The sequence below is a fragment of the Paenibacillus cymbidii genome, from assembly GCF_004764705.1.
Taxonomy (GTDB): Bacteria; Bacillota; Bacilli; order Paenibacillales; family NBRC-103111; genus Paenibacillus_AN; species Paenibacillus_AN cymbidii.
Window position 1 is genome coordinate 248,788 of record NZ_SHLX01000004.1, and the last position, 14,436, is coordinate 263,223.

At 52.5% G+C, this 14,436-nt stretch carries 14 protein-coding genes and 1 pseudogene; all 15 read left to right on the forward strand.

Translation table 11 applies throughout. The features are described 5' to 3' along the window. Positions 1–10: 10 nt before the first annotated feature. The 15 genes and pseudogenes from EXY20_RS08105 to EXY20_RS08165 all read left to right on the forward strand — a co-directional run bounded on the left by EXY20_RS08105 (position 11) and on the right by EXY20_RS08165 (position 14,423). The gene (locus EXY20_RS08105) at positions 11–742 is read left to right on the forward strand and encodes a hypothetical protein (RefSeq protein ID WP_135549551.1); all 732 of its coding nucleotides are present in this window, start codon (positions 11–13) and stop codon (positions 740–742) included. Positions 743–993: 251 nt separating this feature from the next. Then, positions 994–1,824, forward strand: a pseudogene (locus EXY20_RS40595) (sensor histidine kinase); the annotation flags it as partial. Between the two features lie 175 nt (positions 1,825–1,999). Then, complete coding sequence (locus tag EXY20_RS40600; protein ID WP_407944898.1) at positions 2,000–2,209, forward strand: helix-turn-helix domain-containing protein; 210 nt, start codon at positions 2,000–2,002, stop codon at positions 2,207–2,209. A gap of 54 nt (positions 2,210–2,263) precedes the next feature. Next, positions 2,264–3,565 carry a Gfo/Idh/MocA family protein gene (locus EXY20_RS08115; RefSeq protein ID WP_135549555.1) on the forward strand — a complete coding sequence of 434 codons (1,302 nt, stop codon included), beginning with the start codon at positions 2,264–2,266 and terminating at the stop codon, positions 3,563–3,565. 25 nt (positions 3,566–3,590) lie between these two features. After that, entirely contained in the window at positions 3,591–3,962 is a 372-nt protein-coding gene (locus EXY20_RS39770) for an apurinic/apyrimidinic endonuclease family protein (protein ID WP_235885420.1), read from the forward strand. Next, on the forward strand, positions 3,934–4,413 hold the full coding sequence (locus EXY20_RS08120) for a sugar phosphate isomerase/epimerase family protein (protein WP_235885422.1): 480 nt from the start codon (positions 3,934–3,936) through the stop codon (positions 4,411–4,413). Before EXY20_RS39770 ends, EXY20_RS08120 begins: the two co-directional genes overlap by 29 nt. A 71-nt stretch (positions 4,414–4,484) precedes the next feature. Beyond that, positions 4,485–5,099, forward strand: coding sequence for a sugar phosphate isomerase/epimerase family protein (locus EXY20_RS08125; protein WP_167859078.1), 615 nt, complete (start codon positions 4,485–4,487; stop codon positions 5,097–5,099). Continuing rightward, complete coding sequence (locus EXY20_RS08130; protein WP_167859079.1) at positions 5,096–5,899, forward strand: phytanoyl-CoA dioxygenase family protein; 804 nt, start codon at positions 5,096–5,098, stop codon at positions 5,897–5,899. Before EXY20_RS08125 ends, EXY20_RS08130 begins: the two co-directional genes overlap by 4 nt. 217 nt (positions 5,900–6,116) lie before the next feature. Beyond that, on the forward strand, positions 6,117–6,914 hold the full coding sequence (locus EXY20_RS08135) for a phytanoyl-CoA dioxygenase family protein (protein WP_135549563.1): 798 nt from the start codon (positions 6,117–6,119) through the stop codon (positions 6,912–6,914). A gap of 183 nt (positions 6,915–7,097) precedes the next feature. Next, the gene (locus EXY20_RS08140; RefSeq protein WP_135549786.1) at positions 7,098–8,351 is read left to right on the forward strand and encodes an FAD-binding protein; all 1,254 of its coding nucleotides are present in this window, start codon (positions 7,098–7,100) and stop codon (positions 8,349–8,351) included. A 258-nt stretch (positions 8,352–8,609) separates the two neighbouring features. After that, a complete protein-coding gene (locus EXY20_RS08145) occupies positions 8,610–9,767 on the forward strand; it encodes a mandelate racemase/muconate lactonizing enzyme family protein (RefSeq protein WP_135549564.1) in 1,158 nt (385 codons plus the stop codon). A 9-nt stretch (positions 9,768–9,776) separates the two neighbouring features. After that, positions 9,777–10,241, forward strand: coding sequence for a RidA family protein (locus tag EXY20_RS08150; RefSeq protein WP_135549566.1), 465 nt, complete (start codon positions 9,777–9,779; stop codon positions 10,239–10,241). Between the two features lie 164 nt (positions 10,242–10,405). Beyond that, positions 10,406–12,166: a sensor histidine kinase gene (locus tag EXY20_RS08155; RefSeq protein WP_167859080.1), complete on the forward strand. Its 1,761-nt coding sequence runs from the start codon at positions 10,406–10,408 to the stop codon at positions 12,164–12,166. Then, on the forward strand, positions 12,141–13,325 hold the full coding sequence (locus tag EXY20_RS08160; RefSeq protein ID WP_135549571.1) for a response regulator transcription factor: 1,185 nt from the start codon (positions 12,141–12,143) through the stop codon (positions 13,323–13,325). Before EXY20_RS08155 ends, EXY20_RS08160 begins: the two co-directional genes overlap by 26 nt. Positions 13,326–13,538: 213 nt before the next feature. After that, on the forward strand, positions 13,539–14,423 hold the full coding sequence (locus EXY20_RS08165; RefSeq protein WP_235885424.1) for a carbohydrate ABC transporter permease: 885 nt from the start codon (positions 13,539–13,541) through the stop codon (positions 14,421–14,423). The last annotated feature ends 13 nt before the right edge of the window (positions 14,424–14,436 follow it).

Genomic DNA, 14,436 nt, shown 5'->3' on the forward strand with positions numbered 1-14,436 from the left:
TGGGTGCGGCATGGCGGAAAGCGGGCAGCAGCAAGGGGCAAGCGGCAGTGCGGCAAGATGGAAAGCTTCGTTTGCCAATCTTTCGATGCAAAGCAAAATGATCATCATCTTTGTCTTTCTGATTTCATTGCCGATTATGATGGTCGGCTATGTGTCTTATCGGAACTACTCCCATGCCAGCGAAAGGCTGACCACGAATTACGTGGCCTACATCGCCGCGAATAATTTGACGAAGCTGGACGACTATGTGACCGATTTGTTTAATATGTCCGCGATGCCGCTTTATATGTCTACCAGCCAGCCTGCGGAAGACTTCATGAAGTATTTGGAAAGTCCGCTCATGAATGTGGATAAGGTTTCCTACATGGACCGGTATTTACAGTTCCTGAACAAGATCAAACCGGATACGGTGTCCGTATTCGCGTTCGACAACTACGGGAACGTCTTCTATAACGTAAAATCCCACAGCAAACGCAGCGACCTGGACGAGGTGAAAAAGATATGGGCGGAGGCGGCAGCCGCGGGTGACGGTTCCCCCCGGCTGATCAGCACGCAAGGGGTGCCGACCAACGAAGTGAAAAGTGGCAGCACCTTTGCCTACTATGCCTTCACCGTAGTCCGCCAGCTTAAGAATCTGGACAACCGGCTGCCGGTCGGTTATATCGCATTCGATACGAACCTCAGCGGCATCGACCGCTGGATGGCGGATATGGACCGGCTGACCAAAGCAAAACAACGTTGATCGACGACCATAACCGCATCGTGTATGACAGCGATCCTACTCTGTTCGCAAGGGAGCTGGACGAAACGGCGGGTCTGAGTGCAGCTGTCGGCAAGCAGGGGACGATACAGGCGAATTGGCGGGGCGTGGAATATGCCGTCGTATACGACACTTCGGAGCTGACCGGATGGAAAATGTTTGTCTATATTCCGATGGCCGAAATAACGCGTCAGGCAACGGAAATTCGCACGTTTACCAACGTCAGCACGCTGATGATTATTGCCTTCGCCCTGTTTATTTCCATTGTCCTGACTTATGCGTTAACGCGTCCGCTGCGCAAATTAAAGCTGCTGATGCGGGAAGTGCAGCGGGGCAAGCTGGATGTTCGCTTTAACGTCAAGTACAGCGACGAGATCGGTTCGGTGGGCACCCATTTCAACATTATGCTTGCCCGCATCGGGCACTTGATCGAAGAAGTGAAGTGGACGCAAGTGCGCAAGCGGGAAGCCGAATTGCAGTCGCTTCAGCACCAGATCAACCCGCATTTTATATACAACACGCTCGAGATGATCCGGATGACGGCGGAAGCCAAGGACGATGAAGAGATCGGCGACATGATGTTTGTGCTGGGCAAGCTGCTTCGTTACGGCGTCGCCCGGAGCAATGCCCTCGTGACGATCGGCGAAGAGCTCGAGCATCTGAAAAATTACCTGGCTCTGCAAAATTTGCGGTTTTCCAACCGCTTTATTCTGGTGACGGAAATTCCGGAAGGCTTGCTGACGTACCGCTGCATCAAGTTGCTGTTTCAACCGCTGGTGGAGAATGCGATCTACCACGCTTTCAAGCATAATCTCGGGCCCGGCACGATCCGGATTACGGCGGAGGATACGGCCGAGGGGCTTTACGTTCGGGTGGCCGACGACGGCAGCGGCATGAGTCCGGATGCGCTCAGGGAGTTGAACCTCAGGCTGGACAGAGGAGAGACGGAACCAGGCGGACGCGGCATCGGGCTCTGCAATGTGAACGAAAGAATCCGGCTGCATGACGGAGACAACTACGGCTTGTCGGTGGAAAGCAAGGAAGGCAGCGGAACGGTTGTCACGATCCATTTGCCGAATTTCGCGGCGTTGTCGGGCGAGATTCGGATCGGGGGGATCAGCATGGCGCTTCACCTGGCTATCGTGGACGATGAAGAGCGAATACGGATCGGTCTCGAGAGAATGCTTGCCAAGTGCACCTTGGATTTGAAAATTGTAAGATCGTACGCAAACGGAATGGATGCGATGCAGGGCCTGCTGGGCATACCTGAACCGGCTGCGAGTGGGCAAGGCCAAGGAATTTCTGCAGGACCACCCCGATTTGAAAATGTACGAAGTGGCCAGAATTGTCGGCTATACGGACGTTACCTATTTTCACAAAATATTCAAAAAAATGACCGGTCTAACGCCCCGGGAATTTCGCGGCGGGGTTGACGATAGCTCGGAATGAACAAAGTCGGACGAGGGTACGCGTTACATTCGTCATGCAGAGGAGCCGGCGTATATGCCATTGGTATCGTCAACAACGATGTTGCAGGCCGCCAGAGCCGGGGGCTACTGTATCAGCGCGTTCAATGTCCATACGCTGGAAATGCTGCAGGCCGTTGTCGAAGCGGCCGAAGAACAGCAATCGCCGCTCATTATCCAATCCACCATGGGTCGGGAAAGCGATGGACTCACGATAACAAGCATCTCGGAGCGGGAGGAAGTTGAGAACATGAACGTGAATGATGAAAGCAGCCGCCAACCGGGCAATGAAGAGTTGCGAATTGGAATCGTAGGCTGCGGGGTGCGTGCTTCCATTGCGATCTTCCCCGCGCTGCGCAACGCGCCTGTCGATTTGGTGGCCGTATGCGACCTGGACCTGTCCAAAGCACAATATAATGCGCGAAAATACGGCGCCAGGCGATACTATCAGGATGCCATTGAGATGATGGAGAAGGAAGATTTGCAAGCGATTCTCGTCATCGGACCTGCGAAGGTTCATTATCAGGTAGCGAAGGAAGCGCTGCAGCGGGGTTTGCATGTATGGATGGAAAAGCCGCCCGGAGAAACCAGGGAGCAAGCCTTCGAACTGGTGCGCCTGGCGGAGAAGCACCGCAGGCAAATTCAGGTCGGATTTATGATGCGGTTCGCCACTGCGAATCAAATGGCCAAGGAAATCAGCCAGCGCCCCGAATTTGGCGGGGTCAAGGCATTGTATTTTCGCTATATGGCCAATCCGTATCCGGACCATCCTGCCTTCTATCTGTACCACTGCATACACGGGTTCGATTTGGCGCGGCATTTTATGGGAGAGCCGGATAAAGTATTTGCCCGCGAGGCCACTGCAGCGCCGGGACAATTTCACCAGCAGGCTTCCCTTTCATTCGTGAACGGATCGATCGCAACCTTGGATATGAGCTGCCTGCAAGAATGGACCAGCCCGAATGTCCGCCTGGAAGTGACGGGTGTCGGCAAACATGTGATTGTGGAAAACTCCGCGGAAATCACCTACTACCGCAACGCGCCAATCAGGCCGTCTCATGCCAGGGATCAAGCCCACTTCGTTGAAGCGGTTGCGCGATTGGACGATAGTCAGGACGCGTTGACCTGGCAGCCGAACCAGAACTGGGCTACGCTGTACAGCTATCGCGGCTACGAAGACGAACTGAACGCCTTTGCGTCGGCCATTCTGTCGGGCAACGAGGCGTCGGCCAATATCGAGGATGGCTACATTGCCATGAAGCTGCTTGCGGCTGTCGAGCAATCGGCGCAAACCGGCAAGGAAGTTTCGTTCGCCGACTTTGAAGTTGGCGACCGTTAAGCGAGCGCGCAGAAAGGACGAACCGATGAAAATCGCTATTGTTACTTGCTGTTATCGGGACAGGGGTACGGATGAAATCGAAGAAACGATAGTGAAATCGGGCGCAAACGGTTTTCCTTATGTGGAATTGGCCGGCCCGCTCACCTATATGCCGAGCATGATCCAATGGGTCGATCTGCAGAAGCTGCGCCAATTTGCCCAAAGCAACGGCGTGGAACTGGTTGTCAATTACGGCCCTCATATTGAAAATGCCAACCGGGAGAAAGCGGTGGAAAGCGCCTTTCATCTGCGAAGGGCCATCCACGCGACCAAAGCGCTTAACATCGGGAAACTGGTCATTACCGGAGCACCGAGGGTGGAGAAACGGGTTGAAGCACACGATAGCCGGATTGAATGAAGTGGTGCAGGATCTTGATGAAACCGGTGTCGAGTTGTGTTTGGAAAACCATCACAAGAGCCAGTTTCAGTTTCATGACGATTATGCCGAAATCATGGACGCTTTGGCCGACACGAAGATCGGCATTACATTCGATTCGGGACACTTTCACAGCAGCAAGGTGGACATCGCCGTCTTCCTGCAAACCTTTGCCGCTCGAATCAGGCATGTCCATTTGAAGGATCATATCGGCACGCAAGCCGTTTCGCTGGGAAGCGGTGAAATCGCGCTGCCGCAAATCATCCGGCAGTTGAAGAACAACAACTACCGGGAGTATATCTCGATTGAGCTGGAGTCGAATATTCATAACAACGAGGCCGCGGGCAATCAAGCGCTGCTCAGCCCGGATTATGCCGATATCCATGTCAAAGATTCTTATGCCTGTCTGCAAAATTTGATTGATCAAGCATAAGCTTACGAGCGAGGCGGGAGAGAGAAGCGATGAGCGAAATTCGGGTTGGCTGCCAGACGTATACGTGGGAAATGCTCGGCTCCGAACGTCAGGGCGGTCTGCAAGAGATTATTGCGGAAGTCGCCGCTGCTGGCTATGCCGGTATTGAGATCAGCAATCATGTCCTCGGGGATTATATAGATCGGCCGCTGGAAGTAAAGGCGATGCTGGATGAGCATGGGATGCGCTTGGCTGCGGTTGCCTTCTCGACGCCAAGCGGTTTTACCGATGCGGAATCGTTCGAGGCAGATCTGGAAAGCGTCAAACGTTTGCTCGGTTTCTTGAGCCATTTTCCGGAAGCGGTTCTTGGTTTGGCTGGAGCCAACAGTCCGAGTCAAGAGCTGCCGTACAAGAAGATCGACCAGGCTCTGTTGTTTTATCATGCGGTTGGCCGGCTGGCTCGCACGATTGGCGTCCATGTCAATGTTCATCCCCATTCGCATCATGGCTCCTTGCTGGAAACCGCGGAATCGTACAGCTATTTAATGGAGCGTCTTGACGCCGAAATCGCGTTGGGGCCGGATTCCGGGCATATCGTTCGCGGTGGGCAAGATTTGGTGCAGTGTGTGCGGAAATATGCGGAACGAATCGGGCATATTCATTTCTGGTCAATACGATGCAGCAATTTGAAGATCAGGGATACATGATTTTGCAAAATGTGTTGTCACCTGCGGAAATTCAATCCGTAACGGACCTGATCGCCCGCGTTATGGACGAAAAAACGGAAGTTTTATTTCGGGAAGGTCGAATTGCAAATAAATATGCGGAACTTCCGGTAGAAACCAGATGGGCCAAGATTTGCGAAATGTCTCCGCAGCAAGCAAGCGGCTGGAATCAGGAAGTATTCAGCCAAGCGGTCTACGAGCTTTGTACGAACAGCAAATTGTTGAATAGTTGCGAGCAGTATCTTGGGCCGGAAATTACGCTGAACGGAGATTACTGGGTCAGGCCGAAGGTGCCGCATGAAGACTTGACCACGCTCCCCTGGCATCAGGACAGCTTCTATTACAACGGGGCCGAAAACGATAATCTTTCCTACCGGATCTTAAGCTTCTGGATACCGCTTGTGGATGTGGATGAGCGCAACGGCTGCATGCAGGTCATTCCGGGAAGCCATAAATGGGGACTTATCCCGTATGCAAGCCTTGGCAACAAGCGAGTGCCTGTGGAAGACGTGGAAGCAAGGGGAGAAGTCATCACAGCCCGGATGAAAAAGGGAGACATCCTGATTTTCAATCAATTGACGCTGCATCGATCCTTGCCGAACGTGTCCGAAGGCGTACGTTGGAGCATCGATATCCGCTACACGCCGACGGGCCAATCCTTTTCCTGGCATGAATTAACCGGGCCCGGCTTCGAACAACGATACTCCACGCTAATCGTAAGAAGCCGATGCAACCCGGAACGTGTGCAGGATTTCAATGATTGGAAGACAAAAAAGCAGTAAAGGGTTTAAATCTATTTGAGATTATTAGCGCCCCCTATTAAGAGCTCCGGTCTCCACTACTTAGTGGAATCGGAGTCCTTTTGCGTGAAACCGGGGCGTGGAAAGTTTGTTTTCGACAAAATAATGAAAGAAGTCGGCAAAATAATAGCATAACCACTCCATTTTTTCTGTTTTATAATAGCGTTGTGGGTAGATTCCATACGAAAGGATTGGCGCCATGCTTAGCGAACAACAGCTCCATTTTTTCCATACATTTGGTTACTTGAAGTTCTCGGGGCTTATGAAGGATGAGATCGGCTGGATTACAGAAGAATTTACACAAGTATTTCCAATGTTCGCTTCGAAAATTCATGATGGAACGAAGCGTACCTCGATCGTAGCGTTTATCGATCAGCGGGAGAAGCTGAGCTCGCTCATTGACGATCCGCGGATTAACGGGATCTGCACTTCCTTGCTCGGCGATGATTTCAACTATATGGGAAGCGACGGCAATTATTATTCCGGCAATACGACTTGGCACCCGGATGATAACAACCGGGAACGCTTGCATTTAAAAATCGCCTTTTATTTGGACGAACTGGATCACAGCAATGGCGCCTTGAGGGTGTTGCCGGGATCGCATCACGTTGACGATCGATTCAACCATGATCTGCGCGAAAAAGTATTCCATAAAGCCTCCGAGAAATACCTGGGCATTCCCGGTGAAGATGTGCCTGCGGTAGTGGTCGACAACGTGCCCGGCGATGTATTGGTGTTTAACCATAACTTGTATCATTCGGCATTTGGCGGCGGCAAGTCCCGGAGAATGTTCACATTAAATTGTTCGCAACGGTTTACGGATGTAGAGGTGCTTCGCAGCTATATCGTGAAGAATGCCCACTTCAAACGGCCGTCTTACTATGGTCAAGCGATGATAGCAAGCGCGAACCCGCAGCGGATGAAACACCTGGAACAGGTTATGGCGCAGGACGATTTTTTCGCCGAACATACTTCTGATTTGCCGGTGATGGCATAGCCGGTTTTGCTATTGCAATTGAAAATACAACTAGATGAAATTCGTTGCATACATCGCCTTGGGGCTCATGCGCCCCGGGCGATGTATTTTATATGGCTTGAAAACAACACGGATTCAACAAATGCGAGTTTGAATGATATAATGGCGGCAAGTACAACCTTCTCAAACGGAGTGAAGCATACAATGCAAGAGGAACGCAATTGGGCGGGAAATTACCGATACAGTGCTGCGGAGTTGTTCGAGCCTGAGCGATTGGAGCAGCTCCAGGAATGGGTGGCCAAACGGCATAAAGTCTGCGCGCTTGGTTCTCGTCACTCGTTCAACAGCATTGCCGATACGGCCGGCAGTCTGATTTCGCTGAAGAAGATGAATCAAGTTTTGGAGCTTGACGGCTCCCGCGGGACCGTCACCGTGGAAGGCGGCATTCGGTACGGAGAGTTGGCCGGTTATTTGCACGCAAACAACTATGCGTTGCATAATTTGGCTTCTCTCCCGCACATTACAATTGCCGGCGCTTGCGCAACGGGCACACACGGTTCGGGGGACCGGAATGGCAATCTCGCTACCGCCGTACGCGCTGTTGAGATTGTTGCTTCAAGCGGGGAAGCGGTCGTTTATACACGCGGCGAACAGCCGGAAGCGGACGGTGCCATCGTCGGACTCGGAGCGCTGGGCATCTTGTCGAAGCTGACGCTGGACATCGTGCCGAGCTTCGATATCGGACAGCAGCTGTTTGAGAATCTGGCGCTATCAAGGCTGGAAAGCCATTTCGACGATATTTTCTCGAGTGCGTACAGCGTCAGCCTATTTACCGATTGGAGGAGCGATCATTTCAATCAGGTGTGGTTGAAACGACTCGTCGATACGGATGAAACCATCGTCGAGGATCATTTCTATGGGGCGACGAGGGCGTTGGTGCCGTTGCACCCCGTATCGGGCATTTCCGCGGAGCCATGCAGCGAGCAATTGGGAAAAAGGGGGCCTTGGCACGAGAGGCTGCCGCATTTTCGGATGGAGTTTACTCCGAGTGCGGGGGAGGAGCTGCAAAGCGAGTACTTTGTGCCGCGAAGCCATGCCTACGCTGCGATCGAGGCGATTTACAAACTGCGTGAGCATATCGCTCCGCATCTATATATATCGGAAGTGCGCACCATTGCCGCCGATCGGTTATGGATGAGTCCATGCTACGGCCGGAATTCCGTCGGCATTCACTTTACATGGAAACCGCACGGTGAGGAGGTTGAGCGAGTGCTGCCGCTCATCGAAGATGCGCTCGAACCATATGAGGCGCGCCCGCACTGGGGGAAACTGTTCACAATGGAGCCTGAGCGATTGAAGTCGCTCTATGAGAAACGTCTCGATTTCCAACGCCTTGCGGTCAGTTGTGATCCGCATGGAAAATTTCGGAATCCGTTCCTGGAACGGTATATTTGGTAAAGAAGATGAGGAAGCGACGGAGCCCATGTTGTCAGGTTAACGCGGAATAACAAGGCAATTGTGAAATAGGCCATTTTTTATGGCCTATTTTCCGAAATGAGTGATCGTAGAATAAACGAATGCTTCCAATAATCTTATCCTTCTGACGAGAAGAGCGAAGAATCCGCCCTTATTCCCCAACAAACGAGCCTAGCAATCGAAATCCTCTGTTTCTATACTTGGCATACAAGCCAACAATAGAGGGGGGACGGGACAAGGATGATGATTCAATCGATCGACATTTACATTGTGAAAATCCCGAAGCTGATACCGTATCAGGGAAATGTGAAGTTCCGGGGCGAGACCGATTATTACACGCATGCAAAGTATAAAGCGATTTATTCGACCCAACAGGAAAGCATGATCGTCAAAATAACGACGGCGTGTGGTTTGATAGGCTGGGGAGAGGCATTGTCGCCGATTGCACCCGAAGTGACGGGCGAAATCGTACGCAAGATTCTATCACCGCTGCTGATTGGTGAAGACCCGCGTAATGTCGAAGTGCTTTGGAACACCATGTACGATTCCATGCGGGAACGCGGCTTCTTGTCCGGCTTCATGGTGACGGCTATTGCTGCGGTGGACATTGCCCTATGGGATTTATGGGGGAAATCGCTGCAGCTTCCCGTCTGCCGGCTGCTTGGAGGAGCAGCCAGACAACGGATTCACGCTTACCAGTCGGGATTTGCCGCCGAGGACGATCAGGGGAAAATTCGTCTGGCGCTGGACTGGCAAGCGGAAGGCTTCAACGCGATTAAAATTCATCTTGGATACGGCTTGCTGCGAGATGCCCAGGTTGCCCAACTGATCAGGGAGGCAGTCGGCGACGACTTTCGTTTGATGGCGGACGTGCACCAGCAATACCCGGTATCCCAGGCCATTCAACTGGGCCGCCGGCTGGAGCGGCTTGGATTCGATTTTTTGGAGGCGCCGGTTTCGTGCGAGGACATAAACGGGATCGCCGAAGTAAGCCGGGCGCTCGACATGGCGGTGGCCATTGGCGAAGAAATCCGGACCAGATATGAATTCAAGGAACGGCTGCTCAGAAGAGCGGGAGACATTTACCAGCCCGATATCGGCTTCACAGGTATAACGGAGATGCGTAAAATCGCCACGATGTCGGAAGCGTTCCATATTCCGATTGCTCCGCATATCAGCAACGGGCTCGGCATATGTATTGCAGCAACGCTGCAACTATGTGCAAATATGAATAATTTCTACATACTCGAGTTTCAGCCGACGGTGTTTGCGATTGCCAATCTGATATTACAGGAGCCGCTTGTTTGCGAGGCCGGTTATTATCATTTGCCCGAAGGACCGGGTCTGGGGATTGAGGTCAACGAGACGAAATTGGCGCAGCATGCCGTACGATTGTGAGGCTCTTGTATGGGGATCATTGAGTCGCGGCTTGTTGCACTTGGCATCGACTTGCCGGAGCCTTCGGTTCCGGTCGCCACTTACGTGCCCGTCGTAACAATCGACAACTTGGCGTTTACTTCAGGAACCGGCTGCCGGGTCAACGGCAAATTGATGTACGAAGGGCAATTGGGCAGAGAGCTTACTGCCGATCAGGGACGTCAGGCGGCGCGCCAATCCGCTATCAATACTTTGGCGGCTCTGCAGGCGCATTTGGGCGATTTGGACCGGATCGAACGAATCGTCAAGCTGCTTGGTTTCGTCAACAGCTCGGCGGATTTTGCCTTGCAGCCGTATGTCATCGACGGCGCCTCCGAATTGCTCGTGCAGTTGTTTGGCGAGTCCGGGCAGCATGCCCGGTCGGCGGTAGCTGCGCCGGCTTTGCCTTTTCATACGCCTGTTTCGATCGAAATGATCGTCCGCATCCGGACATAGCGGATCATCGAAGGCAAACAAACGGCACACGGGATTCCGTAGTGCCGTTTGTTGGCTTGCGGTTCGATTTCCGGAATCGATCGCCGCGCCGCCGGCGCGGCGTTTGCTGTATACTAAAAGTAATCACGGATCATATGACGGCGAAAGCACGGAGGAAGCGAGACATGCCTTTTGTCCGATTGCATACGAAGCTCATTGCGGCATTTTTGGTCTTCATCCTGATTCCGATTTATGGGATCGGGATCTACACTTATCGCGAGTTCGAACATTTATTGACCAGGCAGATCGCCGCCTCGACATCGGAGCGGCTGCAGCAGGTCAACCGGAACATGGAGCGTGAGTTTCGCGGAATGGTAAACGCTTACAACTCGCTGACACTGGACAAAAATGTGCTGAATGTGCTCCGCAACCCGCCGAGTTCCGCAAGGGACACAATCGACCGGATCGATCAGATGGATCAGAAATTTCTGGAAATATCGACTACGCTCATTTCGAATTCCGTTTACCTCGCACTGATCGACAATCAAGGAAACTATTATACGAATTGGGCACAAACGCCCGAAACGTACGAGCGAATTCGCAAATCGGATTGGTACGGGGAAGCGATTAGCCGGAATGGGTTTATGGTATGGGAAATGAATCACGACAACTATGTGCATCGCAGCGGGGAAAAGCTGGTTACACTGGCGATGCAAATCAAGGATCGGGATTTTGGCCAGGTGATCGGGATGTTGATCATAAGCGAACCCGTTCAGCCTTTTCTGGACATGCTCGGCATGAAAAACGACCGGCTGAAAAATTTGGGATTCATTATGGATCGCAAAGGCAATTTTATGGGAGAAGATCCGGCAGGAATCGCCAAGGTATATCCTTCCATCGAATCCCGCTTGAGCAATAAGGAAGCGACATTCTCCAGTGACGTTCATGGCGACCGGGTGGAAGTATTCACGAATTATATCTCGTTGTCCGAATGGCTGGTCGTTCAAGTGATTCCGCATAAACAAATCTTCAATCCGATCAGGCAAGTGCGCAACATAGCGACGATGACCCTCATGATCAGTATGATTTTATTTATTGCCATTATTGTCGGGATATCAACGATTTTCACCCGTTCGCTCCGATTGCTGCACATCGGGATGAAGCAAGTCGAGGCCGGCAATCTGGATGTTAGCTTTGCGGTGCGATCCCGGGACGAAGTCGGCTGGCTTGGGAAAAATCTGAATACGATGCTGAAGAAGCTGAAGCATCAGTTGACCAATGAAATCATTCTAGAACGGAAGAAGGAGCAAGCGAAGCTGGAGGCGCTTCAGGCGCAGATCAATCCGCATTTTTTGTACAATACGATCAATACGATCAAGTGGATGTCGATTCTGAAAGGTACGGAGAGCATCACGGAGATGCTGGTATCGCTCGGCCATTTGCTCAATATGAGCATTCACCGGGGACAGGAGACCATTACGCTGGAGGAGGATTTGCGCAATGTTCGCTACTTCTTGACGATCCAGAAGCATCGTTTCGGAGATACGATCCGTATTGAAGAGCATATCGACCCGGCAACGCTCGACTGCATGGTGCCCAAGCTGTCGCTCCAGCCACTTGTCGAGAACGTGTACCAGCACGGGCTGTTTATCAATGGCGGTTTGCTTGCCATAAGGTCGCGCATCGAATCGGATACGCTTGTGATCGAGGTAGCGGACAACGGTGCGGGACCGAGCCCCGACAAGCTGGATGAAATTCGCCGTTCGATTGCGGACAACACCCTGTCGGGAATCGGGTTGACCAATGTGCATCATCGCATCCGGATGATGTGCGGTCCGCCGTACGGCCTGGACTTCGAGCGGGACGATACGAACGGCATGACCTGCGCTTCAATACGGCTTCCTGTCAGGAGGAATAACGATGGCCATTCGGATCGTCGTGATTGACGATGAAGTTCTCGTACGGAAAGGGATTATCTCGAGCATCGATTGGTCCGCACACGGGATCGAGGTGGCGGGCGAAGCGACCGATGGCATCAGCGGGATGGAGCTAATCCGCACGACGCTGCCCCATATTGTACTGACCGATATCAAAATGCCGCGGATGGACGGACTGGAGCTGATCCGCGCGCTGCGGAACGAATATCCGGATGTCAAAATACTCATTCTTACGGTATTGGAGGATTTTCCGACGGCACTTGAAGCGCTTCGGCTCGGTGTATCCGATTATATCCAGAAGTTGATGATGACACCGGACGAGTTGCTGCAGACAGTAGTTAAAATTGCCGCCGCTTTACCGCCGGGCCATAGGGGAGATCCATTGGTACAAACCCATGATGAACGCCCGGACAAGGCGGGGGAAGCGGCTGCTTCCGAATCGGACTATACCGGTTTCTTCGACAACAGCTTCGTCGCCGGTTCCCAGGAGAGGGAATCCATGCGCCTGGGAGAAAGCGGCGAGCCGTTCTTGCGGCCAGCGCCGATGAAAAATTACCTCGCCATGCTTGATCTGGATGAAGAACAGGTCTCACAACAGGCTTTCGAGCAATTGTTTCCAAGGCAGATTGAGCGGCCAACATCCGTGCAAAACGTCAAGGACGGAGTCTGTCAATGGGTATCGTCTGTCATGCTGTACATTCGCGACCGCGGCGGGCATCTGGAAAGCGCGTTCCAGGGAGACTCCCCGTTCGAACAAATCCACCGATTCGAATCCTACGACACGCTGATCGAGTGGTGCTTGCGGTTGCATCAGGTCGTCCGCTCGATGGCGGGGGCGCTGAAACACACGCATCGAGTGGAAATCAACAAGGCGATTGATTATATTGACACCCACTATATGGACAACATTCGGGTGAAGGATATCGCGCGTTGGGTCCACCTGAGCGAAAATTATTTCAGCAACTTGTTTGCCAAAGAAAAAGGAGTTCCTTTCAGCCAATATTTGCAGGAGGTTCGTGTGCGGCAAGCAAGAGAACTGCTGGAGAAAGGGAACATGTTCTGGATCGAAGCCGGCGAGAAGGTCGGGTACGAAAATCCGAAATATTTTGCCAAAATGTTCAAACGATACTATGGCCTTACGCCGCTGCAGTTCGCCAAATCCAGATGAAAGGAAAGCGATTTCAAAGAATTGTATCCGGCAGCAATCCGTCGAGCGGCGCATTCCGGAACAGGTTCGCCGCAATCCATGAATCGGGTCCCGTTTCCGTAGAAACGGGCGTTTCTTTTTATGGGCCGCTTTACTACCATTATGGTTGCAGGAGGTGAGGAACAAGCAGATTCGCCATCAGGGACGAGTTCGCAACGGGGGAGGGGTGCCGATGTGAGGCAACAAAGAGCAGATACGATTTCCGGATGGCTGTTTATTATGCCCAGCGTGGCCGGCTTCGGCCTGTTGACACTGGTACCGATTTTGTTTTCGCTCGCGATCAGCTTCACCGATTGGAATTTTTTGAACGGATTGACCGGTTTTCGTATGGTGGGGCTTTCCAATTTCGTCCGCATGTGGAGCGATGAGTGGTTTCTGGCGAGCATACGCAATAATTTCGTGTATACCGGCGTAACGGTTCCGGCAACGATGGCGCTGGCGATCGTTATGGCGACAGGCCTGAACCGCGGGTTGTTCTTGCAAAAAACGATCCGCCTGATGGTGTTTATGCCGTATATCACCAGCGTTGTTGCGGTGTCGATCGTCTGGAGCATCCTGTATCATCCTACTCTTGGCCCGATTAACGAGTTGCTGCGGTTTGCGGGTGTCAGCGACCCTCCAGGCTGGTTGTCGACAACGGCATGGGCGTTGCCCGGCGTTATGCTGATGGGGATTTGGAGCCATGTCGGCTATAATGTCGTCATCTATTTGGCGGGGTTGCAAAATATTCCGAAGGACCTGTACGAAGCCGCTACCATCGACGGTGCCGGACCATTCGCTTCCTTTCGCTACATCACGCTGCCGATGCTATCGCCCACTACATTTTTTGTGCTCATCATCAACATCATCCAATCGTTCCAGGTGTTCGGCGCGATTTACGTCATGACGCAAGGCGGTCCCGGCCATGCTACGAGCGTACTCACGTTTTACATTTACCAATCAGGCTTCCAGTTTTACGACATGGGATACGCATCCGCTATGGCATGGATCATGTTTCTGCTGATATTTGCGGTTACCGCCGTACAATGGACGTGGCAGAAGCGCTGGGTCAACTATTGAGGCGTGCGGTGTG

Excerpts from the sequence above, each read along its gene's own strand:
- EXY20_RS08105 (WP_135549551.1), top strand. The coding sequence starts at position 11 with ATGGCGGAAAGCGGGCAGCAGCAAGGGGCAAGCGGCAGTGCGGCAAGA.
- EXY20_RS40600 (WP_407944898.1), top strand. The coding sequence starts at position 2,000 with ATGCGATGCAGGGCCTGCTGGGCATACCTGAACCGGCTGCGAGTGGGC.
- EXY20_RS08115 (WP_135549555.1), top strand. The coding sequence starts at position 2,264 with ATGCCATTGGTATCGTCAACAACGATGTTGCAGGCCGCCAGAGCCGGG.
- EXY20_RS39770 (WP_235885420.1), top strand. The coding sequence starts at position 3,591 with ATGAAAATCGCTATTGTTACTTGCTGTTATCGGGACAGGGGTACGGAT.
- EXY20_RS08125 (WP_167859078.1), top strand. The coding sequence starts at position 4,485 with ATGCTCGGCTCCGAACGTCAGGGCGGTCTGCAAGAGATTATTGCGGAA.
- EXY20_RS08130 (WP_167859079.1), top strand. The coding sequence starts at position 5,096 with ATGATTTTGCAAAATGTGTTGTCACCTGCGGAAATTCAATCCGTAACG.
- EXY20_RS08135 (WP_135549563.1), top strand. The coding sequence starts at position 6,117 with ATGCTTAGCGAACAACAGCTCCATTTTTTCCATACATTTGGTTACTTG.
- EXY20_RS08140 (WP_135549786.1), top strand. The coding sequence starts at position 7,098 with ATGCAAGAGGAACGCAATTGGGCGGGAAATTACCGATACAGTGCTGCG.
- EXY20_RS08145 (WP_135549564.1), top strand. The coding sequence starts at position 8,610 with ATGATGATTCAATCGATCGACATTTACATTGTGAAAATCCCGAAGCTG.
- EXY20_RS08150 (WP_135549566.1), top strand. The coding sequence starts at position 9,777 with ATGGGGATCATTGAGTCGCGGCTTGTTGCACTTGGCATCGACTTGCCG.
- EXY20_RS08155 (WP_167859080.1), top strand. The coding sequence starts at position 10,406 with ATGCCTTTTGTCCGATTGCATACGAAGCTCATTGCGGCATTTTTGGTC.
- EXY20_RS08160 (WP_135549571.1), top strand. The coding sequence starts at position 12,141 with ATGGCCATTCGGATCGTCGTGATTGACGATGAAGTTCTCGTACGGAAA.